At 72.4% G+C, this 21,873-nt stretch carries 21 protein-coding genes; 5 read left to right on the top strand and 16 right to left on the bottom strand.

Features of this window, described 5'->3' with window-relative positions:
- Positions 1–59: 59 nt before the first annotated feature.
- From FXF51_RS00895 to FXF51_RS00860, 8 genes are all read right to left on the bottom strand, one after another.
- Entirely contained in the window at positions 60–1,172 is a 1,113-nt protein-coding gene (locus FXF51_RS00895) for an acyl-CoA dehydrogenase family protein (RefSeq protein WP_148432265.1), read from the bottom strand.
- A 214-nt stretch (positions 1,173–1,386) separates the two neighbouring features.
- Positions 1,387–2,553 carry a tryptophan 7-halogenase gene (locus FXF51_RS00890; protein WP_148432264.1) on the bottom strand — a complete coding sequence of 389 codons (1,167 nt, stop codon included), beginning with the start codon at positions 2,551–2,553 and terminating at the stop codon, positions 1,387–1,389.
- Between the two features lie 31 nt (positions 2,554–2,584).
- Positions 2,585–3,835, bottom strand: coding sequence for a cytochrome P450 (locus FXF51_RS00885; RefSeq protein ID WP_187414086.1), 1,251 nt, complete (start codon positions 3,833–3,835; stop codon positions 2,585–2,587).
- Positions 3,836–4,116: 281 nt separating this feature from the next.
- Positions 4,117–5,205, bottom strand: coding sequence for a class I SAM-dependent methyltransferase (locus tag FXF51_RS00880; protein WP_148432262.1), 1,089 nt, complete (start codon positions 5,203–5,205; stop codon positions 4,117–4,119).
- 100 nt (positions 5,206–5,305) lie between these two features.
- Positions 5,306–6,673 carry a cation:proton antiporter gene (locus FXF51_RS00875; protein WP_148432261.1) on the bottom strand — a complete coding sequence of 456 codons (1,368 nt, stop codon included), beginning with the start codon at positions 6,671–6,673 and terminating at the stop codon, positions 5,306–5,308.
- 35 nt (positions 6,674–6,708) lie between these two features.
- The gene (locus FXF51_RS00870) at positions 6,709–6,924 is read right to left on the bottom strand and encodes an MbtH family protein (RefSeq protein WP_148432260.1); all 216 of its coding nucleotides are present in this window, start codon (positions 6,922–6,924) and stop codon (positions 6,709–6,711) included.
- 221 nt (positions 6,925–7,145) lie between these two features.
- Positions 7,146–8,396 (bottom strand): amidohydrolase, encoded by a 1,251-nt coding sequence (locus FXF51_RS00865; protein WP_148432259.1) that lies wholly within the window; start codon positions 8,394–8,396, stop codon positions 7,146–7,148.
- Positions 8,350–8,904 (bottom strand): hydantoinase B/oxoprolinase family protein, encoded by a 555-nt coding sequence (locus FXF51_RS00860; protein ID WP_187414085.1) that lies wholly within the window; start codon positions 8,902–8,904, stop codon positions 8,350–8,352. The genes FXF51_RS00865 and FXF51_RS00860 overlap by 47 nt, the downstream gene beginning before the upstream one ends.
- 93 nt (positions 8,905–8,997) lie before the next feature.
- Here FXF51_RS00860 and FXF51_RS00855 point away from each other — a divergent pair, with 93 nt between their 5' ends.
- Positions 8,998–10,980 carry a SpoIIE family protein phosphatase gene (locus FXF51_RS00855; protein ID WP_148432257.1) on the top strand — a complete coding sequence of 661 codons (1,983 nt, stop codon included), beginning with the start codon at positions 8,998–9,000 and terminating at the stop codon, positions 10,978–10,980.
- Positions 10,981–10,985: 5 nt separating this feature from the next.
- Here the strand turns inward: FXF51_RS00855 and FXF51_RS00850 are convergent, their stop codons facing one another.
- On the bottom strand, positions 10,986–11,630 hold the full coding sequence (locus FXF51_RS00850) for a TetR/AcrR family transcriptional regulator (RefSeq protein ID WP_148432256.1): 645 nt from the start codon (positions 11,628–11,630) through the stop codon (positions 10,986–10,988).
- Between the two features lie 170 nt (positions 11,631–11,800).
- Here FXF51_RS00850 and FXF51_RS00845 point away from each other — a divergent pair, with 170 nt between their 5' ends.
- The 4 genes from FXF51_RS00845 to FXF51_RS00830 are packed head-to-tail and all read left to right on the top strand — an operon-like array spanning position 11,801 to position 15,273.
- Entirely contained in the window at positions 11,801–12,541 is a 741-nt protein-coding gene (locus FXF51_RS00845) for an acetoacetate decarboxylase family protein (RefSeq protein ID WP_187414084.1), read from the top strand.
- 31 nt (positions 12,542–12,572) lie between these two features.
- Positions 12,573–13,457 (top strand): ABC transporter substrate-binding protein, encoded by an 885-nt coding sequence (locus FXF51_RS00840; RefSeq protein WP_148432254.1) that lies wholly within the window; start codon positions 12,573–12,575, stop codon positions 13,455–13,457.
- On the top strand, positions 13,442–14,530 hold the full coding sequence (locus FXF51_RS00835; RefSeq protein ID WP_187414083.1) for an amino acid ABC transporter permease: 1,089 nt from the start codon (positions 13,442–13,444) through the stop codon (positions 14,528–14,530). The genes FXF51_RS00840 and FXF51_RS00835 overlap by 16 nt, the downstream gene beginning before the upstream one ends.
- Positions 14,527–15,273, top strand: a complete 747-nt coding sequence (locus FXF51_RS00830; protein WP_148432252.1) for an amino acid ABC transporter ATP-binding protein — start codon at positions 14,527–14,529, stop codon at positions 15,271–15,273. Before FXF51_RS00835 ends, FXF51_RS00830 begins: the two co-directional genes overlap by 4 nt.
- A 115-nt stretch (positions 15,274–15,388) precedes the next feature.
- Here the strand turns inward: FXF51_RS00830 and FXF51_RS00825 are convergent, their stop codons facing one another.
- The 7 genes from FXF51_RS00825 to FXF51_RS00795 form a co-directional block, all read right to left on the bottom strand.
- The gene (locus tag FXF51_RS00825) at positions 15,389–15,745 is read right to left on the bottom strand and encodes a hypothetical protein (RefSeq protein WP_148432251.1); all 357 of its coding nucleotides are present in this window, start codon (positions 15,743–15,745) and stop codon (positions 15,389–15,391) included.
- 98 nt (positions 15,746–15,843) lie between these two features.
- A complete protein-coding gene (locus FXF51_RS00820) occupies positions 15,844–17,127 on the bottom strand; it encodes an alpha/beta hydrolase family protein (protein WP_148432250.1) in 1,284 nt (427 codons plus the stop codon).
- 172 nt (positions 17,128–17,299) lie between these two features.
- Entirely contained in the window at positions 17,300–18,319 is a 1,020-nt protein-coding gene (locus tag FXF51_RS00815; protein WP_262379230.1) for a M24 family metallopeptidase, read from the bottom strand.
- On the bottom strand, positions 18,316–19,227 hold the full coding sequence (locus FXF51_RS00810) for an ABC transporter ATP-binding protein (RefSeq protein ID WP_148432249.1): 912 nt from the start codon (positions 19,225–19,227) through the stop codon (positions 18,316–18,318). Before FXF51_RS00810 ends, FXF51_RS00815 begins: the two co-directional genes overlap by 4 nt.
- The gene (locus tag FXF51_RS00805) at positions 19,224–19,997 is read right to left on the bottom strand and encodes an ABC transporter ATP-binding protein (RefSeq protein WP_148432248.1); all 774 of its coding nucleotides are present in this window, start codon (positions 19,995–19,997) and stop codon (positions 19,224–19,226) included. The genes FXF51_RS00810 and FXF51_RS00805 overlap by 4 nt, the downstream gene beginning before the upstream one ends.
- The gene (locus FXF51_RS00800; protein ID WP_148432247.1) at positions 19,994–20,854 is read right to left on the bottom strand and encodes an ABC transporter permease; all 861 of its coding nucleotides are present in this window, start codon (positions 20,852–20,854) and stop codon (positions 19,994–19,996) included. Before FXF51_RS00800 ends, FXF51_RS00805 begins: the two co-directional genes overlap by 4 nt.
- Positions 20,851–21,873: an ABC transporter permease gene (locus FXF51_RS00795; protein ID WP_148432246.1), complete on the bottom strand. Its 1,023-nt coding sequence runs from the start codon at positions 21,871–21,873 to the stop codon at positions 20,851–20,853. The genes FXF51_RS00800 and FXF51_RS00795 overlap by 4 nt, the downstream gene beginning before the upstream one ends.

Below are 21,873 nucleotides of genomic sequence, written 5' to 3'. Positions count from 1 at the left end.
CGGCGATGACCCTCCTGCCCGGCCCGTGGGCCGGCGCTGATGCCCGGACGCGAGGCGGGTCAGGGGTTCGCGCCGCTGCCGCGCAGAACGTGTGCGGCGATGTTCATCTCGGCGACCTCCGCGGCGCCCTCGGTGATCTCCATGACCTTGGCGTCCCTGAAGAAGCGGGCGGCCAGGCTGTCCCGTTCGCACCCGGCGGATCCGAGGAGCTGCACCGTGCCGCGGCTCACCGTGGCCGCCGCCCGCGCGGCGGCGTACTTGGCGATCATGGTCGCGGCGGGGGCCTCGGGATCGCCGTCCGAGCGCAGGCGGGAGGCGCGTGCGCACAGGGCCCGGGCGGCGGCCGCGTCCACGGCGGCCTTGGCCAGCGCCGATCGGACCAGCTGGTGTTCGGCGAGCGGCACGCCGCGCTGGGTCCTGCGGGTGACGTGCGCCGCGGCGAGCCGTACGCACGCGTCGGCCATCCCGACGCAGCCCCAGGCGGCGGTGAAGCGCCCGTGGTCGAGCGCGGTGGCGGCCACGTGCGAGAGCCCGAAGCCCGGCGGCGCGACCTGGTTGGCGAGCGGCACCCGGACGCCGTCGAACCGCACGTGGGCGATCTGCGCGGCGCGCATGCCGAGCTGGCCCTCGACCGGCTCCAGCTCGACGCCGGGCCGGTCCGCCTCGACGAGCGCGCACGCCGGGCGTCCGCCGGTCCGGCCCAGCACCAGGAAGACGTCGGCCACCTGCCCGAAGGTCACCCACTTCTTGGCGCCGCGGACGGTCAGTGAGCCGTCGTCGTCCTCGTCGATGCGCGTTTTCACCCCGGTCAGGTCCGACCCGGCGCCCTGCTCGGTGGCGGCGAACCCGGCGATCCGCGCTCCCCGCGCCAGCTCGGGCAGCCACCGCCCGCGCTGCTCGCCGCTCCCCCAGCGCAGCAGCGCGGCCGTGACCATGCCCTGGACGGTGACCAGCCCGCGCAGCGCGCTGCACACCCCGCCGAGGGACGCGCACACCTCGCCGAGTTCGTGCGGGGTGCCGCCCGATCCGCCGTACCGGGCGGGCAGGCCCACGCCGAGGAGCCCGGCCACACCCGCGGCGGCCCTGACGTCGGAGGGCAGCTCGCCTTCCAGGTCCCAGCCGGCGGCCCGGCCGCGTACCGCGTCGGCGAAGGCGGCGGCATCGGGCGTCATCGTGGCAGTACCCCCTGCTCGGTGACGATCAAGCGAGACGGCCGCGTCAGCGGGACGGACCTCGGCGGTTCGCCGGTGATTTCGCAACGTTCCATCACTGCGCCTCCTTGGACAGTGCACGTTCGGTGCGTTCACGCCGTCGTCGTCCCCGGCCCCGGCGGCGGCGGCACGCCCCGCCCGAGGGGCGCCGCTCTCACCGTGATCCGCTATTTCCTCATGAGTGTTCAAGGCGGCGCAAGCGGGGTGGCGCAGCTTCGGATGGCCGATTTCCGCCGGGGGCGCCGGCCCTGGGGCCGTACCCGCGGCGGTAGCGCCGCTCGAACTCGTCGAATGCGGCCTGCTCCCCGATCCGGCCGGCCAGGACGCTGTTGATCGACCTGGCCGCCAGCAGGGCGCTGTAGGTCGCCAGGTGCACGCCGGAGGAGAAGACCGGGTCCACGAAGCAGGCGGCGTCGCCGACGAGGACCATGCCGGGGCGCCAGAAGCGGGTCTGGTGGTAGGAGTAGTCCTTGCGCACCCTGATCTGGCCGTACTCCCCCGTCGTCACGCGCGTCGCGCCGTCCAGCAGTTCGCTGACCTCAGGGCATTCCTGGATGAGGGTCTTGAGCGCGTTCTCCGGGTCGCCCTGGATCCTGTGCGCCATGTCGCGGGCGACCACGGCGCCGACGCTCGTCAGCGTGTCGCTCAGCGGGATGTACCAGAACCAGCCGCTCTCGAACGCCGCGGACAGGATGTTGCCCGAGTTCGGCGCCGGCAGCCGCTTGCCGCCCTCGAAGTAGCCGAAGAGGGCCAGGCTGCGGAAGAACTCGGAGTACTTCCTGGTGCCGCCGACCTTGTTGTGGATCCGGCTCCTGTTGCCCGACGCGTCCACCACGTACTTGGCGTGGACCTCGGTCTCGGCGCCGTCGGGACCGGTGTAGCGGACGCCGTGGACCCGCCCGTCGGGGGCCGTGAGCACGTCGGTGACCGAGCACTGCTCGCGGACCCGCACGCCGAGCTCGCGGGCCCGGTCGAGGAGGATCTTGTCGAACTTCATCCGTTCCACCTGGTACGCGAACGAGGTGGAGCCGGCCATCTTGGGTGAGACCGAGAACAGGAACGTCCACGGCTTCGGGTTGGCGCCCCAGCGCAGGGTTCCGCCGCGCTTCACCGTGAAGCCCGCGCGGGCCAGCTCGTCGGTCACGCCGATCAGCCGGCACACGCCGTGAACGGTCGACGGCAGCAGCGACTCGCCGATCTGGTAGCGGGGGAAGGTCTCCTTCTCCAGCAGCAGCACCCGATGGTCTTGCATGGCCACCAGGGAGGCCAGGGTCGACCCCGAGGGCCCGCCGCCGACGACGATGACGTCGACTTCCTGAACTCCGGCGTCTTGAGCAGTCATTCTCGCCCCTTCGATCGATGGGCTGCGTTGGTTACTGGGTTACGGAGTCCCGCTGACGCGCCTTGACCCGCAGCGGCAGGTTGTTCACCCCGGCCACCTGGTTGGACACCACGTGCGCCGGTTCGCCCACCGGCTCGAAGCACTCGATGTCCGCGCGGAGCTCCTCGAAGATCAGCTTCAGCATCAGGCGCGCCAGCGGTGCGCCGACGCAGCGGTGCGGCCCGCTCCCGAAGGCGACGTGCCGGTTGGGCCGGCGGCAGTGGTCGAAGGCGTAGGGGTGGTCGAACACGTTCTCGTCACGGTTGGCGGAGGCGATCCAGGACGTCACCGCCTGCCCCGCCGCGATGGTCCTGCCGTGCAGCTCGACGTCCTTGCGGGCGCGGCGCATGAAGTGCGTGATGGGGGACGACCAGCGCAGGGCCTCCTCGACGAAGGAGTCCATGCGGAGGTGGGACGGCCATCGGCCCTCCCCGCCGTGCGCGTCCGCCAGCGCCATGAGGGTGGCGGAGACGGCGTGCGAGGTGGTGACCACCGCGCCGACGATCATGCTCAGGCAGTTGAGCAGCAACTCCCGCTCGTTCAGCCTGCGCCCTTCCACCTCGATCGACATCAGGTAGCTGAGCAGGTCCGACGAGGGTTGCCTGCGGCGCTCCGCGAGACGGCCGGAGAAGTAGTGCGAGATCTCGTAGTGCGCCCTGGCCAGGGTCTCCTCCTCGCCGCCGATGCGATAGAGCGGATCGCGTGGCGCGAGCGTGGCGTAGGCCAGGCGCATGAGCGGGTCCACGTCGGCGTCCGGCAGCCGCATGAGGTGGGCCGCGACCGCCATCGGGATGCGTTTGATCGCGGCCGCCGCGTCCCAGACGCCGCCGTCCCGGGCCGGCGCGACGGTCCTGCGCACGATCGAGCGGATGTCCTCCTCGTACGCCGACACCGCGTGCGCCGACAGCGGCCGGCCGAGCTGCTCGCGGAAGCGCTGGTGCCGGGGCGGATCGGTGGCCTGCATCATGAGACCGGCCCCCGGGTCGGGAGCGCCGAGCATCGCGATGCTGGTGCCGTGTTGCGAGCTGAAGGTCTCGTGCTCGCCGAGCACCCGCCGTACGTCGGCGCGCCGCGTCACCACCCAGAATCCTTCGCGCGGGTGGTCGTGCCAGAGCAGCGGTTCTGTCGTTCGCATGGACCGCCAGGCGAGATGGGCGTTTCCCGTCGCGTAGAAATCGGGGTCGGCCAGATTCACGCCGGCGTGCCCCGCCAGAATGTCGGCCTGCGGCTCAATGATTCTCATGCAATTCCGCTCCCGGTCGGCGGGCTGATGCTGGGCTGCCACGTTCTCTCGTTCTCCGCGGCCTTGCCGAATGCTTATCCAGCGACGCCGTATCAGGGCATGGCCGCGCTCCGGCGAATTCATTCATGACACTGCTGCGCAAGGTACTGGACCTGTTTTGTGTCCGCAACGAAAGGCTTCTGCCCGCTGAATGGCAGCGCGGGTGTTCGACCGCGGACCCGCACCAGTCGAACGTTTACGGCTGACCGATTCAGCTCTGCGCCTGTGACTGAAAAGCCGGGTCAGGCGTGCGTGGCGAGCAGGATGCGGTGCATGGGCGTGTCCACCAGCGCCGCCCTGCGCAGCCCCGCGACGCTCAGCCACTCGTCGTAGTCGCTCAGCGGATAGGCGTCCCCGCCCCCGGTGGCGAGCATGGACGCGGCGAAGAGCCGGAAGAACCTGTCCTGGACGCTGTCGGCGTCCGCCCTGTCGTCCACGATCTGGTCGATGATGGCCACCACGCCGCCGCCGGCCAGCGCCTTGCTGGCCCGGATGCTGAGCTCCCTGGCGGAGTCAGGGGTCTGCAGGTGGAAGATGTTGGCGAAGAGCACCAGGTCGAAACCGGTCCCCCAGTCCCGCTGCCAGAAGTCGATGGCCAGCGGCTGGAACCTGTCGCCCACGTCCATCCGCTCGCTCTGCGCCCGCGCGATGGACACGATCCGCTCCACGTCGAACCCGACGCCCGTCAGCTCGGGGAACTGCTGCAGCAGCAACTGGCTGTAGAGCCCGGTGCCGCAGCCGACGTCCAGCATCGCCGGCGCGGCGGGCCCAGCGGGCCAGCCCCGGTCGCGCAGGGCGCCGGCCAGGATCGACACGATCGGCGGCGCCCAGAAGTTGATGCCGCGCACCAGGGACTCGTACTCGGTGGTGGAGATCTGGTTGTGCTGGGGGACGGCGCTGCCGTCGCCCCGGACGGCCTGCGCCAGGTTCCGCCAGGCGGTCCAGGCCAGCATCCGGTCGTAGCGCACCTTCCCCGCGAGGCTGTACAGCCCGTCGGGCAGCAGGCATTCGCGCAGCCCCGCCCGCAGGCCGTAACGCACGCCGCCCGCCGAGGAGCCGCGGTCGATCAGGTCGTAGGCCGACAGCGCGTCCAGCAGGACCCGCATCCCGCGCTGATCCACCTCCAGGCGGCCCGCCAGCGCCTCGGCGGTGGCCGGGCCGTCCGCGAGCGCGGCGAACACGCCCAGGTCGAAGGCGGCCTCGATCGCGCCGGGGGCCCACAGCGCGATCAGGTGCTCGTAGACGTGGTGCGCGGCGGCGACGGTCTCGTGACCTGCTCCCACGTCGGGCAGGAGCCGCCGGTCGACCAGGGCGAGCGTGTCCCGCCGCATCGGGTCTTCCCTGCGTGCTGAAAGGTCCACAGTCATTCCGTTCTCGGGATGGAGTGTCCAGATGAGGTGGTCGGACGACAGGCCGGGCGGTCTCAGGAGGTCAGGTGGCCGCTGATTCGCGCGGATCCAGCCCGGCCCGGCCGCCGGCGCCGCGGAGCCCGCCCTCCAGCGTGGCGAGCTGCACGCGTTCGAGCCGGTCAGGCAGGCTCAGCTTGTACAGCGGCAGGGCGCTCGCGGTGGTGACGACGGCGACGAGCACCAGCATGGAGAAGAGCTGCTGGCTGATCATGCCCTGGGCCAGGCCTATGTTGACGAAGATGAGGATCATCAGTCCGCGCGCGTTCATGAGCGCACCCACCGCGTACGACTCCCGCCAGCCGAACCCCAGAGCCCGCATCGCCAGCGCGCACCCCAGGTACTTCCCGCCGAACGCGGCGGCCGCGATCCCGGCGAGCCCCAGCAGCGCGACACCGCCGGCGATCCCGCCGAGGTCGGTGTTGAGCCCGGAGAAGGCGAAGAAGACCGGCAGCAGCAGCGTGGAGACCAGGCCCATCATGCGGTCGTGCAGGGCCCGGCGGAACGCGGGGTCGCGCGGCATGACCAGGCCCGCGACGAAACCGCCGAAGACCGAGTAGACGCCGATCCCGTCGGTGATCCAGCCGGCGACGAGCGGCACCAGGATGATGACGTACATCGCGTCGCCGCTGAACTCCCCGCGCTGCGCGAAGCTCCTGCCCAGCGGGCGCAGCGCCCGCGCCACCAGCAGCAGCATGACCAGCGCGAACACCGCGGACATGACGATGGTGCGGGCCGCGCCGTCCAGGTCCGTGCCCAGGTGCAGCGCCGTCAGCACCGCGAGCAGGCACCACGCCAGCGCGTCGTCGATCGACGCCGCGATCAGGCAGAGCCGCCCGAGCGGAGCGTTCTGCATGCCCCGCTCGTACAGGATCCGCGACAGCGTCGGGAACGCCGTCAGCGACAGGGCACCCCCGACGAACAGGGCGAACTGCACCGGGCCGACGTCCGGCCGCGAGAGCGCGCCCCACAGGGCCAGGCCGACGGCGAAACCCAGCAGCAGGGACGGGACGAGCCCCGACAACGCCAGCACCGCCGACCGGCGGCCCTCCCCCGGCACCCGCGCGCCATGGTGCAACCCGGCGCCGACGAGGAACATGTACAGGGTCAGCCCGATGGTGCTCACGACGTACAGGACCGGTTTGACCTCCGCGGGGAAGAGCGCCGCCTGGGCCTGCGGGAACAGCCAGCCGAACAGGGTGGGGCCGAGCAGCACGCCGGCGATCATCTCGCCGACGACGCGTGGCTGCATCACCATGACGGCCAGCCGCCCGCACACCCACGAGGCCAGCAGGATGACGATCAGGGCGGGAAGGACCTTGAGAACCAGCGCGAGGTTGGGATCGGCGGCCTGTGCCGCGACACTCGCCAGGCCCCCTTGATCAGTGCTCATCCACGACCTCCCGCGGGACCGGAATCACCTGCCCGTCAGTTGTCACGCATCGCCTCGGCCAGGCTTTTGGGTCGCATGTCGGTCCAGTGCTGCTCGACGTAATCCAGGGCGGTTTTCCTGTCCGTTTCCTCGAGCGCGACCGTCCAGCCCTGCGGAACGTCCGCGAAAGCCGGCCACAGCGAATACTGGTGTTCGTCGTTGATGAGCACCAGAAATACGCCGTCCGGGTCCTCGAATGGATTGGTGTCCATCAGCACATCCCCTTCCCCCGGATATTAATCCGGGTTATCCGAGCTTGAACTGATTCGAGGCTAGGCTCGGCCGCCGTGCACGGCAAGGCGCGCTGTTCCCGGCATTTCCACGGGGCATTTCCATGCTTTATCCGGCCCGGCGGCGCACACCGTCCGCCGGTTGCCGGGCAGGCTCGGCGCCGTCCAGAATGAGACCGATCCTCACGCCGGACGGGCGGCCGCTAGCTGTCCTGCGAGCCCTGCGGCGCGAGCCAGGCCAGGGCAGCGGCGACCAGGGCCTCGACCCCGGTGGGCAGGGTAGGGAAGATCACCGGGGCGAAGGCGGGCGAGTGGTTGCCCGGCACGTCCTCCACCAGCCGCCCCTCCCGCTCCGCCCGCTCGTACCGCTCCGGGTCGGCCGACCCGAGCCCCCAGAAGACCGACGGGACGCCGGCGGCCGAGCCGAACACGCCGAAGTCCTCGCTGCCCATCAGCGGCGCCATGCCGGTCACCCGCCCGGCGCCGAGCCGGGCGATGAGGGCGCGCCGGACGCGGGCGGTGGCGTCCGGGTCGTTGGTGGTGAGCGGGAAGGAGTTCAGGGTGCGCAGCTCGGGCGGGCGCGGCGCGCCGGACGCCTGAGCCTCGGCCCGCACCACGCGCTCCACCCCGTCCAGCAGCGTGCGCCGCACCTGCGGGGAGAACGAGCGCAGGTTGATCGTGATGCGGGCCTCGTCGGCGATGACGTTCTCCTTGTGGCCGGCGTTGATCTGGGCCACGGTCAGCACCGCGCGCTCGAACGGCGACACCTCGCGCGACACGACGGTCTGCAGCCGCATGACGGTGGCGGCGGCCAGCACCACCGGGTCCACCGTGCGCTCCGGCTGGGAGCCGTGACCGCCCCGGCCGAACAGGCGGATCTCGATGCTGTCGGCGGCGGCCAGCACCTCGCCGGAGCTGATGAGCACCTGGCCGGCCGGGTTCGGGAAGACGTGCTGGCCGAGCACGACGGCCGGGCGGTCGAACAGGTCGAGTAGCCCGTTGTCCACCATGGCCCGCGCGCCGCCCGCGATCTCCTCGGCCGGCTGGAAGAGCGCCACCAGCGTCCCCCGCCACCCCTCGCGGCCGGCGGCCAGCTCCGCGGCGGCGCCCGCCAGGCAGGTGACGTGCATGTCGTGGCCGCAGGCGTGCATGACCGGGAGGTCGCGGCCCTGGTCGTCGCGGGCGGTGGCGGTGCTGGCGTACGGCAGGCCGGTCGCCTCGGCCACCGGCAGCGCGTCCATGTCGGCGCGCAGCGCCACGGTCGGGCCGTCGCCGTTGCGCAGGACGCCCGCCACGCCCGTGCCGCCGATCCCGGTGTGCACCTCGAACCCGGCCGCGCGCAGCCGGTCGGCGGCCAGGCCCGCCGTCCGCGTCTCCTGGAAGGGCAGCTCGGGGTGGCGGTGCAGGTCACGGTAGAGGTCGGCGAGGTCTTCTGCGGCGTTGCCAGTGGTCATCAGGATGCCCGTTCCAGTGCGGTGATCTCTGCGGCGAGTGTACGGCGAGCGGTCTCGGCCTGCTCGGGCGTGGGCGGTCCACGGCGGCGGCGGCGAAGACCGACTCCCACGCCGGCCGTTCCGGGCCAACGCCCGTCTCGCTGTCGCCTCGCGCGGCGCGGGCCGCCCGCGTGGCCTCCTCATCGACGACCAGCGTCCGGCCCGCGGCGAGCACCACGCCGTACGCCCGGGCCGCCGCCTCCACCGTGACCACGCCGCGTTCCACGTCGCGCGGCACCGCCTCGGGATCCCTGGTGAACAGATCCCCGTAACCGCCCGCGCCCGAGGTCAGCAGCGTGACGACGTCGCCCGGCTCCAGCGGCAGCGCGTAGATCTTGTCGTGACGGCGCTCACGCGGCGTGCCCGCGTTGACGATCAGCTCCGTCGGCGCGCCAGGCCCGCCGCCGCGCACGCCCTCCCCCCCGGCGGCGTGGCCCGCGATGGCAAAAAGGCCCCAAGCGGCGGGCAAAATGAGCCGCCACCCTGCTGGACGCCCCTTCCGACCTCGTGTGATGCTGGAGATGATCTCCGGTCGTGACGTGAACCGATGGAGAGGCGGACCATGGCTGCAGCGGACGACTCCCTTGCCGGCCTCGCGCTCATCCTGCGTCGATGCGACTCTCAAGGGACGCCGCCCGAGTTGCTCGGTGGCCTCCTGCTCTCCCCTGACGGCGACCGGGCGAACGTGCTGACGGCCGAGGAGGCACGGCAGGTCGAGGAGCGGCTGAACGAGGCCCTGGCCAGGGGCGAGCCGCTCGCCGGCCGGCGATATCCGCTGCACAGAAGGCAGTGCCCGGGCCAGGAGTGGGAGATCTCCGTGTCGGCGATCCCCCTGGAACCAGCCGCGGCCGTGCTGATCGACCTGGACGAGGGGCAGCCCGCGCGCCGGCGGCTGGATCTGCTCTACCGGGCGGCGGCGAACATCGGCGCGTCCCTGGACATCACTCGCACGGCTCAGGATCTCGTGGACGTGATCGTCCCGGTGTTCGCCGACTACGCGACCGTGAACCTCTCGGATGCGGTGCTGGCCGGCGACGAGCCGCCGCGGCCCATCCGCAAGGATTTCCGGCGGGTCGCGGTCAGCGAACCCTGGCCGGCCGGGCTGGTCCAGGCGGGCGACCCGATCCCCTTGCCGCCGGACCTGCCCGCGGCGCGCACCCTCGAACGTGGCGAACCGGTGCTCATGACGAGCCGCTCCCGGATCCTTCAGGAGCTGGCCGGCCACACGCGGGTCATGGTGCCGGCTGACGCCCGGTCCCTGCTGGTCGCGCCGCTGTATGCGCGCGGCCTGCTGCTCGGCGGCGTCGAGGCCTGGCGTACCGGCCGATCCGATGCCTTCGACGACGAAGACGTCCGGTTCCTGCAAGAGATCGTCTCCCGCGCGGCCCTGAGCGTGGACAACGCCCGCCGCTACACCCGCGAGCACACCGCGGCCGTGACCCTGCAGCGCAGCCTCCTGCCGCAGGCGCCGGTGGACCTCACCGCCGCGCAGACGGCCGGGATCTACCAGCCCGCCGGCGACCGGGCCGAGGTCGGCGGCGACTGGTTCGACGTCATCCCGCTGTCGTCGCTGCGCGTGGCGTTCGTCGTCGGCGACATCACCGGGCACGGCTTGCAGGCCACCGCCACGATGGGACGGCTGCGCACCGCCATCCAGACCCTCGCCGACCTGGATCTGCCGCCGGACGAGCTGCTGACGCATCTGGACGATCTCGTGCTGCGGCTGGCCGAGGAGTCCGGCGGGTCCGGGGAGGGCATCGGGGCGACCTGCCTGTACGTGACCTACGACCCCGTGACGCGCCGGTGCGCGATGGCCAGCGCCGGCCATCCGCCCCCGGCCCTGGTGCAGCCGGGCGCCGCCGCCGCCTTCGTCGACCTCTCCCCCGGCCCGCCGCTCGGCGTCGGGAACATGCCGTTCGAGCCCGCCGAGATCCTCCTGCCGGAGGGCAGCGTCCTCGCCCTCTACACGGACGGGCTGGTGGAGCGGGACGACCACGATCTCTCCGACGGCATGGACCGGCTGTGCCGGCGCCTGGACGTCCTGTGCCGCCCCGGCCGCGCCCTGCCCGAGATCGGCCGCCATCTGGTGGCGGAGCTGCCCGCCGCTCCGCCGGTCGACGACATCGCCCTGCTGCTGGCCCGTACCTTCGCCATGCCCGCCACCGACACCGTCGGCTGGGAGTTCCCCGCCGACCCCGCCGTCGTCGGCGACGCGCGCAAGCTGACCAGCGGCCAGCTGGCCGCCTGGCGGCTGGACGAGATGGCCCTGGTGACCGAGCTGGTGGTCAGCGAGCTGGTCACCAACGCGATCCGCTACGGCGGCGCGCCCGTGGGGCTGCGGCTCATCCGCGACCGCCACGTGCTCATCTGCGAGGTGTCCGACTCCAGCAGCACCCAGCCCCGGCTGCGCCGGGCTCGCGAGACCGACGAGGGCGGGCGGGGCCTGTTCCTGGTGGCCCAGCTGACCAGCCGCTGGGGCAGCCGGTACACGCAGGCCGGCAAGACCATCTGGACCGAGCAGCCCATCGGGGACCTCGCCGCATAAGAAGGTCAGGGGCGGTCGGGGCCGCCGAGGAAGGTCCGGCAGTAGCTGCGCATGGCGATCTTGACCTCGGCGATCATCTCGGCGCGGGCGGGCTCCGCCTCGTCCTCGACCAGGCGCAGCAACTGGTCGCCGATGCTGTTGGTGATGCGGGCGCCCATCGGGGTCAGCCGCAGCGTGCCGCCCGAGGTACGTTCCAGCAGGTCGGTGATGGTGCGGTAGATGTAGTCGTTGACCTCGCGGCCGGCTTCCTTGGCCACGGCGGTCAGCCGGTTGTTCAGCCACAGCTCGCGCACGGACGGGCGGCCGTAGAAGCCTGCGTAGGTGTCGACGACGGCGTCCACCACCGACTCCCAGCCGGGGTAGGAGCGGCTCGCCAGGGTGTCGACCAGCTCCCCCGCGCTCTCGAAGTAACGCAGCCCGAGGGCCTCCAGGACCGCTTCGCCGCCTTCGAAGTAGTGGTAGAAGACGCCGACCGTGACGCCCGCACGCTCGACGATCGGCCACGGGGTGGCCACGAGCGCGTCGTACCCGATCTCGCCGAGCAGCTCGTCGGCGGCGTCCAGGATGGCGCGGACCTTGGCCTTGCTGCGCTCCTGGGTCGGGGCGCGGCGCATCGCCGACGCCAGGTCGATCAAGGGGCTGCGGGTCACGTCTTGTCCTCCGAGGTCCGGACCACCTTAGCGGTCGAGATGGCGGGCCGGGCACGTCGCGATCTTGGGTGTCGGACCACCTGCGAAGACGACTCTTGACGGCCGGAGCGGTCATGCCACAGACTAACCGAAATAAAAATAGAGTCCATTTCGATTTCGGAGGCGCATCCGTGCCCGCACCCACCGCCATCACCATTCCCGACTGGTCCACGCCGCTCTACCATCCGGCGCCGCACCACTTCCGCGACTGCACCCGCGTGATGCTGCTCTGCGGCGTGGACGAGGGCGTCACCCGGCGCCTGCTGCCCGAGCCGCTGGAGCCCATCGGCGACTTCGTCGTGGTGAGCTGGCTGCTCATCGGCGACGTGGACGGCTACCAGGGCTCCCACAACGTCGCGTTCAACGTGCCGTGCCGCTTCGAGGAGCACGTCGGCAAGTTCTGCTCGCTCGAGTACATCGACATCGACATGGGCCTGGCGGCCGGGCGCGAGATGTGGCCGTGGCCCAAGAAGGGCGGCGAGTTCACCTGGGAGCAGACCCCTGACGGCCTCACCCTCGCCTGCCGCCGCCACGGCGACGTCCTCGTCCGCTCGGAGATCACCGTGACCGGCGAGCCGGCCGGCGCCTGGCCCGCCGGGCTGAACGTCCCCGACATGGGCCAGTGCAACCTCCAGGTGCGGCTCCTGGCCCAAAATCACGCCTCCGAACCGGAGATCGCCCAGGTCATCCGGGTCGACTACCCCAACAGCGTCCTGCACGGCAGCCTCCGCGCCGAAGGCACACTCACGCTCACGGACGGCCCCCGCGACCCCTTCGGCCCGCTCGGCGACATCCGCGTGCTCGCCGCCCGTCTGGACACCCAGGAGTTCGACTTCGACCTCGGCCAGGTCGTCGGCTCCCGGCGGATCTGATCCCCTCCCCCTCAGCCACAGGAGAACAACCATGCCGGCCATCACCTCCCGGGCCGCGGGCCTGCTCGGCGTCACGGCCCTGGGCCTCGGCCTGCTCACCGCGTGCGGCGGCTCGGACGCCGGGACGGCCGCCGACGGCTCGCCGTCCTACGGCGAGTGCAAGGTCAGCGGCACCTACGGCGCCCACAAGCTGACGACCGTCGACTCCGGCGTCCTCACCATCCAGGCCGCGCTGCCCGCCCCGGGCGACTACAACGGCGACACCCCGCGGAACGTCCGGAGCGGCTACTCCTACTGCCTGGCCGCCGAGATCGCCCACCGGGCCGGCATCCCGCGCCTGGAGCTGACGAACGTCTCGTTCGACGCCCTGGTCAGCGGCCGGACCAAGGACTACGACCTGACGATCTACCAGCTCTACAAGACGCCCGAGCGCGAGAAGGTCGCCGACTTCACCGACCCGTACCTCAACGTCAAGAGCGGCGTGCTCGTGCGGTCCGACAGCACCCTGGACGCCACCACGATCAAGGACGCCAGGATCGGCATCCTGCTCGGCTCCGTCCAGGACAGGTTCGTCAACGAGCAGCTCAAACCCGCCCAGCAGGCCAGGCAGTACCAGTCGATCAACGACATGATCACCGCGCTGCGGGCCCGCCAGATCGACGCCGTCGTCCTCGACACCACCCTGGTCATGCTGAACGCCCGGCAGATCGGTGACGCGGTCAAGGTGGCCGGGCAGTACCCCGTCGGCGGTGACGCGGCGATCATGCTGCCCAAGGGCTCGGCGAACACCGCCGGGGTCAACACGATCGTCGGCGAGATGAGGGCCGACGGCACCCTGGACCGGGTCTTCAAGGAGCAGTTCCAGCCGTTCCTCGGCGGGAACCCCGACGACCTGCCCGAGTGGTCGGTGTCGTGACCGCCGCCGTCGAGGCGCCGACCGGCGCCAAAGAGCCCGTGCCGCCACCGCGCTCCCGGCCGCTGAACGTCGCGGCCTGGACCGGCGTGGCACTGACGGTCGCGGTCACGGCGGCGGTGGTGGCCAACGCCGTCCACCGGCTGTCCGCCGGATCCGTGATCGTCCTGGCGGTCGCCGTGGTGGCGGCCGTCCTCGTCGGGATCCCCGCCTGGAAGGGGCTGCGCGGCTCCGCCGCGTCCGCCCGGGCGCTCTCGCGCGGGGCGATCACCGACGCGCGCCGCGACGCCGCGGCCTCCCGCGAGTCGTCCTGGACGGCGCTGGGCGTCGCCGGGTTCTGCCTGTGCCTCATGGCGCTGGTCCTCTTCCTCACCATCAGCGACGGGATCGTCCGCGAGACGTTCCTGCGCTGGGACCTGATGAGGACGAGCTTCGCCGAGACCGGCAAGGCGCTGTGGCACAACGTGCTCATCGCCCTCGTCACCCAGGCGCTGGTGCTGGTCATCGGCCTGCTGCTGGCGCTCGCCCGGCTCGCGCCCGGCCGGGGCGGGCGCCCGCTGCGCCTGCTGGCCATCGCCTACATCGACCTGTTCCGCGGCCTGCCCGCCATCGTGGTGATCTACCTCGTCGGCTTCGGCGTCCCGCTGGCCGGGATCCCGGTGATCAGCGACGCTCCCCCTGTCGTCTACGCCATCGTGGCGCTGACCCTCACCTACAGCGCCTACAACGCCGAGCTGTACCGCTCGGCGATCGAGTCGATCCACCCCAGCCAGGAGTCGGCCGCGCTGTCGCTCGGCCTGTCCCGCGCGCACACCCTGCGGTACGTGATCCTGCCGCAGGCGGTGCGGCGGATCGTCCCTCCGCTGCTCGGCGCGTTCGTCGCGCTGCAGAAGGACACTGCCCTGGTGAACGTCGTCGGCATCATCGACGCCTTCGCCCAGGCCAAGATCTACTCCTCCAACTACTACAACCTGTCCTCGGTCACCGTCGTCTGCCTGCTGTTCGTGGTCATCACCGTCCCGCAGACCCGGCTCGTGGACTACCTGCTGGCCCGCGGCGAGAGGAAGTCCTCATGAGCCCTCTCATCGAGTTGCGCGGCGTCACCAAGTCCTACGGCGACCACACGGTGCTGCGCGGCATCGACCTGGACGTCGCGGCGCACGAGGTGATCAGCCTGATCGGTGCCTCCGGGTGCGGCAAGTCCACGCTGCTGCGGTGCGTCAACGGCCTGGAGAGCATCGACGGCGGCGAGATCGCCGTGGACGGCGATGTGGTGTCCGGGCCCGGCGTCGACCTGGTCCGGCTCCGGCGGCAGGTCGGCATGGTCTTCCAGTCCTACAACCTCTTCCCGCACATGACCGTCCTGCAGAACGCCGTCCTCGCACCGGTGAAGACCGGTCTGTGCACCAAGGAGGAGGCCCGGGAGCGGGCCATGGCCATGCTCGGCAGGGTCGGGCTGGCCGACAAGGCCGGCTCCTACCCCGACCAGATGTCCGGCGGCCAGCAGCAGCGTGCGGCGATCGCCCGGACGATGCTGATGAGCCCCCGGATCCTCCTGCTGGACGAGATCACCTCCGCGCTCGACCCCGAGCTGGTCATCGAGGTGCTCAATATCGTCCAGGACCTCGCGGAGAGCGGGATGACCATGCTGCTCACCACCCACGAGATGGGGTTCGCCCGCGAGATCTCCGGCCGGGTGTGCTTCCTGCACGGCGGCGGCATTCTGGAGCAGGGGCCGCCGGCTCAGATCTTCGACGACCCCGCCGAGCAGCGCACCCGCGACTTCCTGCGCAAGGTATCCCAAGCCGGACGCCTGTGACGGCGGGGCGTTCGGCTGGGCCGGTGCGTCGCCCCGGCCCGCGACCGGCTGCTCCTTCACAGTCAGGAGTACAGGTCCGCCATGATCCGGCCCCGGAGCACCAACCCGGCCGAGCTCATCCCCGCTTCGTGAACAGCCCGCGGACCCACAGGTAGCCGATCACCGAGAGCACCGCGCACCCGGCGATCGCCATGATGACAGGGCCCGCCGACGGCGGGCCGGTCAGCAGGCCGCGCAGGGTCTCGATGAGCGGGGTGAGCGACTGGTTCCGCGTCAGCTGCCGCACCTCCGGGCCCTTCCGCCCCGCCGGCACGAGCCCGATGACGAGGCCGATGGCGATCAGGCCGCCGAGCAGGGCGTTGAACTGGGCCGGCGCGCTCCGCATCGGGTGGCGGAGGCCGAGGCCATCCAGGACGATCTTGTCCGCGTACGCCTTCCGCGACGCCGTGGCCGCGATCACTGGTCCGTTCATGGCCGTTACGATCGCGGACCGCTCTGATGCCCGGCCCATGTCGGGCTGACGCGGCCGCTGACACGGCCGCGACCTCCCGCCGGGGACCCGGGGAGCCGCTAGTCGATGAAGTCGATGTCCGGGTGCCGCGGGGACTCGCCGTCGAACAGGTGCCGGTCCCGGCCGCGGAGGTGCAGGTCGAAGAACGCGCCGAGGTAGTCCCGTTGCGCGGCCAGCGAGCGACGGGGATCGATGGTGCCGATGAGCGCCTCACGCTTGTCCCGCGCCACCCGCGCGCCGAGTTGCGGCACGATGATCTGCAGGTCGCTGTAGGCCAGGTGGGTGCTGCCGCCGCGCAGGAACAGATCCCGCTTCCAGCCTCGCTGGACGGCCCAGAAGTCCGCCCAGCTCCGGTCGAACGCGGGGTTGCGGTGCGTGTGCTCGAGCAGGTTCCCGTTCGCGTCCACGCCTTCGGCGCCCATCAGGAGGAACGGCCTGTCCAGGCCGCGCTTCGTGACCTCGCCCGGGACGTAGGGGGTGCCCGGCGGGTAGCCGATCGCGGTGGCCATCGCGCCGTCCAGGTTGACCCCGGCGTCGACGCGGCGGTCGTGGACCATCGTCTCGCCCGCGGTGAACCCGCCGGAGGAGTGCCCGTAGGCGCCCACCCTGGACAGGTCGAGCGACCGGCCGAGCCCGCGGGGCAGCGGACGCTTCCCCGCGTCGGGGTTCTCGCCCCTGGTCAGCTTCGTGAGCTGGTCGAGGACGAACCGGGTGTCGGCGACCCGGGCGTCGAGCGCCTTCGCCAGCTCGGGGCCTTCACCCTCGGACACCGCGAGTTCGAGCCGCCCGCCGGGGAACTCGACCGCCGCGCTCTCGTAGGTGTGCGAGAGCGAGGCGACCACGTAGCCGTGGCTCGCCAGGTCGTCGATGATCGCCGTGTACATCTCGCGCGGGAAGCCGAAGCCGGGAGAGAAGAGCGCGACCGGCTTCGGCGCGCCGTGCGCCACGGGGACGCCGGTCGCGGCCCTGCGCTTCGCCGACGCCCAGTCGATGGAGCCGGGCGGGAGAGCGAGGTAGTCGTCGCCCGCCAGCGCCTGGTCGACGACGGCGCTCATGCCGGGGGTGAGCCACGGCGCCCGCGGGCCTGCCGCGGACCGGCCGGCCGGGTAGGTGACGGTGACCATGACTTCCCTGCGCCGTTCCGGTTTCCACGGGTCGGGGCGGGACTGGTCGATGAGGTGGAGGTCGGTGGTGCCGACGTCGTACTGGCCGGTCAGGGGCGGCGCGGTGAGCTTGGCCTGATCCGCCGCAACGGCGGGAGCGGTGGCGGTGAGCCCGCTCGCGAGCGCGAGGCCCGCGATCACCGCCGAACCCCGCACCACCCTGCTGTGTCTCGATGACACTGCTGGAGTCCTTCCGGATCGGGGCGGCCCGGCGACCGCCTGCCCCCGACTCTGACAGCGGCCCGCCGCCACACGCATCACCCCCTGGATGGAGCCGCGCACTCACCCCTGAGGGGTACGGCGCGCACGTCCCGGCAGACCATGATCATCCGTGTGCCCGGCGAGGTGGCGCTCAGCGGTCGAGGACGTGCAGGGTGTGCGGGGCCGTGCCGAGCGGCAGCGCGCCGTCCTCCGCGCACAGCACGACGTCCGCCACCCTGGCCCCGAACAGGTCCGGCACGTGGATGGCGGGCTCCAGGCAGAACGTCATCCCGGGCTCCAGCGGCGTGTCCTCGCCCGGCCGAGGCCCTTCGTCCGGCCCGAGGCCGACGCCCCGGCCGGTGCGCGCCGCGGCGAACCGCCCGTACCCGCTGCCGTCGATCACCTCGGCCACCGCCCTGGCGACCTCGCCGGCCGGGACGCCGGGCCGCAGCGCCGCCAGGCCCGCCCGGTGGGCGGCGAGCACCACCGAGTACATGGCCTCGAAGTCCTCCGGCGGCTCGGCCACCACGAAGACGCGGGCCGCCTCCGCGCAGTAGCCGTCCCACCGGCCGCACACCGACACGCCCAGCGCGTCCCCCGGGTTGATCACGCGTCGCGTGGGCAGGTGCGCGGGCCGCGCGGTGTGCTCGCCGGCGGCGACGCGCAGCGACAGCAGCTCCTCGCACCCGGACTCCAGCAGCAGCGGGCGCAGCCGCGCGGCCATCGCCCGCTCGCTCTCCCCGAACCAGGCCAGCTCCGGCACCCGTTCCAGCACGCCTTCCGCCGCCGCGACGGCGCGCCGCAGTGCCTCGACCTCGTACGGTTCCTTGCGCAGGCGCAGCGGGGCGAGCACGGGGGTGGCGGGGACCAGCTCGGCCTCGATCGCCAGCCCGAACAGCTCGCGCACCCGCATCTCGGGGTCCACCCCGACCCGCCGCGCCTCCTGCGGCACCAGCGCGGCCGGGTCCGCGGTCTCGGCCAGGCCGTCCTGGGTGAGGACGAGGAACGGCCCTTGCGCGCCGCCGAGGAAGCGGAAGTCGGGCGACGGCCGCAGCACGAGCGCGTCGATCCCGGCCTCCACCATGGCCGCCCGCGCCCCCGCGACCCGCGCCGCAGCCACCGCCCCGGGCGCGAACGCCGGGTCGGGGGTGGCGGGGGGCCGGGGGTTCACTGCGGCTCGTGCAGCCAGCAGGCGACCGGCCCGAAGTCCGGTTCCTTGTCGCGGCACACGTCCATCACCAGCGGGCAGCGCGGGCTGAACCGGCAGCCGGACGGCGGGCTGGCCGGGTCCGGCACGTCGCCGGGCAGTTCCTCCGGCAGCACCCCGAGCCCGTCCGGCTGCGGGATGGCCGCCAGCAGCGCCCTGGTGTACGGGTGCCGGGGGTTCGCCCACACCTCCGCCGTGTCGCCCACTTCGACGATCTTGCCGAGGTACATGACCGCGATCCGGTCCGCGATCAGCCGCACCACCGACAGGTCGTGGCTGATGAACAGCAGCCCGGCCCCCGACTCGACCGCGAGGTCCCGCATCAGCCGCGCCACCTGGGCCTGCGCTGAGGCGTCCAGCGCGGAGATCGGCTCGTCGCCGATCAGCAGCCGGGGCCGCGCCGCCAGCGCCCGCGCGATGGCGATGCGCTGCCGCTGCCCGCCGGAGAACTCGTGCGGGTGCCGTCCGGCGAAGTCGCGCGGCAGCCCGACGCGTTCCAGCAGGTCGGCGGGGGACGCGGCGGTGTCGCCCGCGGTGCGCAGGCCGTCGGCGATCTGGTCGCCGACGCGCCGGCGCGGGTTCAGCGACGCGTACGGGTCCTGGAACACCATCTGGATCCCGGTGAGCCTGCGGCGGCGCAGCCCGAGCGGCGTGACCGGCTGCCCGTCGAAGTCGATGGAGCCGGCGGTGATCGGGTTCAGCCCGCAGACCGCGCGGGCCAGCGTCGACTTGCCGCATCCGGACTCGCCGACGAGCCCGACGACCTCGCCTGGCCGCACGCTGAGGCTGGCCCCGGCCACGGCCCGCACGACGGGACGTCCTGGGGAGCGGTGCTCGACGACCAGGTCGTCGATGGTGAGCAGGTCGTTCATCGCAGCTCCGCATCGGGCAGGGAGTCCAGCAGGGCGCGCGTGTAGGCATGCCCGGGCTCGCGCAGCACCCGGCCGCGCGGCCCCGACTCCACCACCAGGCCGTCCTTCATCACGCTCACCTCGTCGGCCACCGCCGACATGACGCCCAGGTCGTGCGTGACCAGCAGCACCGCCAGGCCCAGCTCGTCGCACAGGCCGCGCAGCAGCCGCAGCACGCCGGCCTGCACGGTCACGTCCAGCGCCGTCGTGGGCTCGTCGGCGATGAGCACCTTCGGCGAGCAGGCCAGCGCGATGGCGATGGCGATCCGCTGCCGCATGCCGCCGGAGAACTGATGCGGGTAGCGCCCGTACGCCTCCTCCGGCCCGGGGATGCGGACCTTGGCCAGCAGTTGCACGGCCCGCGCCGTCGCCTCGGCCTTGCCCAGCCGGAGGTGGTGGCGCATGTGCTCGGTGAGCTGCTTGCCGATGGTCAGCATGGGGTGCAGGCTGGTGGCCGGGTCCTGGAAGACCATGGCGATCTCGCCGCCGCGCACCCGGTTCAGCTCCTTGGGCGGCAGCGTCAGCAGCTCGCGCTCGCCGAGCCGGATCGAGCCGGTCACGCGGGCGCCGTGCGGCAGCAGCCCGAGCGCGGCCAGGCCGGTCATCGTCTTGCCCGACCCGCTCTCGCCGGCCAGGCCGTGCACGCGGCCGGCCGCCAGCCGCAGGTCCACGCCGCGCAGGATCTCCTTGCCGCCGATGGAGACGTGCAGGCCGGTGATGTCCAGCGTCACAGGGCACGCTCCTTGATCGCGCGGGCCGTGCGGGGGTCGAGGGCGTCGCGCAGCGTGTCGCCCAGGAAGTTGAACGCCAGCACGACCGTCAGGATGGCCAGCCCCGGGAACGTCGCCACCCACCAGCTGTCGAAGACCTCCACGCCGGAGGCCACCATCGCCCCCCACTCGGGGGACGGCGGCTTGGCGCCCAGGCCGAGGAACGACAGCCCGGACAGCAGCAGCAGGGCGGTGCCGATGTCGAGCGTGGCCAGCACCAGCACGGGGCCCGTGATGTTCGGCAGCACGTCCACACGCAGCGAACGCCACACGGAGAAGCCCAGCAGCCGCCCGCTCAGCACGAACTCCCGCTCGCGCACCCCCAGCACCAGCCCGCGCGTGACGCGGGCGTAGGCGGGCCAGGCCACCACCAGCACGGCCAGCACCGCGTTGGTCAGGCTGGCGCCGAGCGCGGCGGCCACCACCATGGCCAGGATCACGGTCGGGAACGCGAACACCAGGTCCGCCACCCGCATGATCGTCTCGTCCACCCAGCGGCCGAAGTATCCGGCGCACGCGCCGAGCAGGCCGCCGATCAGCACCGACAGGACCACCAGCAGCAACGTCAGCGGGATCGACACCCGCGCCCCGTACATGACGCGGCTCAGGATGTCGCGGCCGAGCTGGTCGGTGCCGAACCAGTGTCCAGGGCCGGGCGGCGCGAGGCGGGGCAGCTCCTGGGCGAGCGGGTCGTGCGGCGCGAGCCAGGGCGCGGCCAGCGCCACGACCAGCCACAGCAGCGCGAGCACGGCGCCGGCGACGGCCAGCGGCTGCCGCCACGCCTCGGGGAGCCTCTTCAGGAGACTCACGCGGGTCATTGCAGCCTCACTCGGGGGTCGATGACGCCGTACAGGACGTCCACGACCAGGTTGATGACGAGGTAGACGATGCCCACCACCAGGCCGACGCCCATGACGGCGGGCAGGTCGAGGGTGGTGGCGCTCTTGTAGGCGTACTGGCCGATGCCGGGCCAGGCGAAGATCGCCTCGACCAGGACGGTGCCGGACAGCAGGCTGCCGAACGCCAGGCCCGCCACGGTGATGATGGGCACCAGCGCCGAGCGCAGCACGTACCGGAACAGGACGGTCCTGCCGGGCAGGCCCTTGGCGCGGGCGGCGCGCACGTAGTCCTGCCCGAGCACCTCCAGCACCGCCGAGCGGGTGAAGCGCGTCAGCAGGCCGATCGTGTAGAGGGCCAGCACCAGCGCGGGCGTGATGAGGTGGCCGACGGCCGAGGAGAAGATGTCCCAGCGGCCGGCCAGCACGGCGTCCACCGTCTGCAGCCCGGTGACGGCGGGCGCGCCGCCGAGAGCGGCGTCCACCCGGCCGCTGCCGGGGGTGATCTGCAGGCGGTAGAAGAACACGTAGAACGCGACCAGCGCCAGCCAGAACGTCGGCACCGAGATGCCGATCAGGCTCAGCACCCGCAGCGCGTGGTCGGAGAGCCGGTCGCGGCGCAGCGCGGCCACGACGCCGAACGCCACGCCCAGCACCAGCGAGACCAGGATCGCCGCGCCCGCCAGCTCCAGAGTCGCCGGCACGAACTCGGCCAGGTCCTGGCTGACCGGGCGGTGGCTCTGCTGGCTCATGCCCAGGTCGCCCTGGACCAGCCCCTGGAGGTGGATCAGGTACTGCTGCCAGAGCGGCTTGTCCAGGCCGTGCTCGGCCCGCCACTGGGCGACGATGGCCGGGTCGCCCAGTGCCCGCTGGCCGAGGTTGGCGGCGACGGGGTCGCCGGGGACGAGGTTCGTCAGGACGAACGTCACCAGCGTGATGCCCCAGGCCATCAGGACGGCCAGCAGGACGCGGCGAATGAGGAACCGCGCGAGCGGAGGCAC

The organism is Nonomuraea sp. PA05 (assembly GCF_008086045.1).
GTDB classification, from domain to species: domain Bacteria; phylum Actinomycetota; class Actinomycetes; order Streptosporangiales; family Streptosporangiaceae; genus Nonomuraea; species Nonomuraea monospora.
The sequence above is the reverse complement of the archived record's forward strand: the minus strand, read 5'-3'. Positions and strand labels throughout refer to the sequence as shown.

Excerpts from the sequence above, each read along its gene's own strand:
- FXF51_RS00830 (WP_148432252.1), top strand. The coding sequence starts at position 14,527 with ATGAGCCCTCTCATCGAGTTGCGCGGCGTCACCAAGTCCTACGGCGAC.
- FXF51_RS00865 (WP_148432259.1), bottom strand. The coding sequence starts at position 8,396 with ATGACCACTGGCAACGCCGCAGAAGACCTCGCCGACCTCTACCGTGAC.
- FXF51_RS00890 (WP_148432264.1), bottom strand. The coding sequence starts at position 2,553 with ATGACTGCTCAAGACGCCGGAGTTCAGGAAGTCGACGTCATCGTCGTC.
- FXF51_RS00825 (WP_148432251.1), bottom strand. The coding sequence starts at position 15,745 with ATGAACGGACCAGTGATCGCGGCCACGGCGTCGCGGAAGGCGTACGCG.
- FXF51_RS00895 (WP_148432265.1), bottom strand. The coding sequence starts at position 1,172 with ATGACGCCCGATGCCGCCGCCTTCGCCGACGCGGTACGCGGCCGGGCC.
- FXF51_RS00885 (WP_187414086.1), bottom strand. The coding sequence starts at position 3,835 with ATGAGAATCATTGAGCCGCAGGCCGACATTCTGGCGGGGCACGCCGGC.
- FXF51_RS00855 (WP_148432257.1), top strand. The coding sequence starts at position 8,998 with ATGGCTGCAGCGGACGACTCCCTTGCCGGCCTCGCGCTCATCCTGCGT.
- FXF51_RS00810 (WP_148432249.1), bottom strand. The coding sequence starts at position 19,227 with ATGAACGACCTGCTCACCATCGACGACCTGGTCGTCGAGCACCGCTCC.
- FXF51_RS00840 (WP_148432254.1), top strand. The coding sequence starts at position 12,573 with ATGCCGGCCATCACCTCCCGGGCCGCGGGCCTGCTCGGCGTCACGGCC.
- FXF51_RS00800 (WP_148432247.1), bottom strand. The coding sequence starts at position 20,854 with ATGACCCGCGTGAGTCTCCTGAAGAGGCTCCCCGAGGCGTGGCGGCAG.
- FXF51_RS00870 (WP_148432260.1), bottom strand. The coding sequence starts at position 6,924 with ATGGACACCAATCCATTCGAGGACCCGGACGGCGTATTTCTGGTGCTC.
- FXF51_RS00875 (WP_148432261.1), bottom strand. The coding sequence starts at position 6,673 with ATGAGCACTGATCAAGGGGGCCTGGCGAGTGTCGCGGCACAGGCCGCC.
- FXF51_RS00880 (WP_148432262.1), bottom strand. The coding sequence starts at position 5,205 with ATGCGGCGGGACACGCTCGCCCTGGTCGACCGGCGGCTCCTGCCCGAC.